1 protein-coding gene and 1 pseudogene are annotated in these 1352 nt (G+C 73.3%); both read right to left on the reverse strand.

Annotated elements, in window-relative coordinates:
- Window positions 1–389 (reverse strand): annotated as a pseudogene (locus ACFXI4_RS44675) (phosphoketolase); the annotation flags it as partial.
- A gap of 108 nt (window positions 390–497) precedes the next feature.
- The coding region (locus ACFXI4_RS44680) for a universal stress protein (protein ID WP_385003441.1) at window positions 498–1352 on the reverse strand (855 nt) is incomplete at its 5' end.

Raw genomic sequence — 1352 nt, forward strand, 5'->3', positions numbered from 1 at the left:
AACGAGAACTGCCGGAACAGCCGCCCCATCCCCGCCCCGTCCCGCGGGACGTCCGGGTAGGTCTCGCTGTAACTGCCCTCCAGCCAGGAGTTGGCCAGCACCGACGGGCCGCCGTGCCCCGGCCCCCACACGCACAGCGCGTCCAGCCCGCGGGCTCTGATCACCCGGTTCAGGTGGGTGTACACAAGGTTCAGGCCAGGTGAGGTACCCCAGTGACCCAGCAGCCTCGGCTTGATGTGCTCCGGCCGCAGCGGCTCGGTCAGCAACGGGTTGGCCATCAGGTAGATCTGGCCCGCCGCCAGGTAGTTGGCGGCACGCCAGTGCGCGTCCAGGGTGCGCAGCTCGTCGTCGGACAGTACGGCGGCGTCCTGGTGCTCGGCATTGGACATCGGGATGGCTCCATGGGTAGGTCGTCGGGCGGTGGAGGCGGCACGGTCGCGGAAAGGCGGCGAAAGCGCGATCAGGGGGCGGCCGCAGGCCGGCCTCCGATCAGCCGGTCACGTCCGTTCGGGTACGACGGCGACCGGGCACGCCGCGTGGTGCAGGAGTCCGTGGGCCACCCGGCCGAGCTGCAGACCGAGGTGCCCGGTGTCGCGCCGGGCGCCGACGACCAGCAGGTCGGCGGTGTAGGAGGCGGCCAGCAGCACCTGGCGGGCGGGGCCCTCGACGGTCCGCCGGTGCACGCGCGCCTGCTGCTGCTCCGGTACGTCGCGCAGCGCCTCCTCCAGGGTGTCCAAGGCCTCCCGCTCGTGCGGCCGCGCGGGTTTCCCGGACAGCTGGGGGTTCCCTCGGGCGAAGTCCGGGGGTAGGTGGTCGGTGCTCTCGTGTGCCGGAGCCCGCCAGGCCCGTACGGCGTCCACCTCGGCGCCGCGCAAGCCGGCTTCCCGGAGGGCGAAGCCCACGACCTCCTTGCCTCCGACGCCGATCACGATGCGGCCGCCGGACCCGGCACGGACCTGGTTGTCGTGACTGCCGCGCAGCACGATCACCGGGCAGAGGGCGCGGGCGGCGACGGCCAGGCCCACCGAGCCGAGCAGCATCTCGACGAATCCGCTGCGTCCCCGGGAGCCCAGCACCACCGCGGCGGCCTCCCGGCTCTCCCGCACCAGCGCGTACTCGGGCTCCTCCGGTACGACGTCGGTCGTGACCTTCAGACCGGGCTGCCGGTGGTGTGCCCGCCGGGCGCCGATGTCGACGACATCCTCGGGGGTCAACCGGTCGGACGGCTTGGTGACGAGGTCCTCGGCGAGCGACTCGCCCTCGTACCGCTCCCAGAGAGAGGCGTACACGAGCCGGAGCGGTGCCCCGCGCAGGGCGGCCTCGTCGGCCGCCCAGTCGACGGCCCGCAGACT

The sequence above is a fragment of the Streptomyces sp. NPDC059224 genome, assembly GCF_042754285.1.
In the GTDB taxonomy this organism is placed as follows: Bacteria; Actinomycetota; Actinomycetes; order Streptomycetales; family Streptomycetaceae; genus Streptomyces.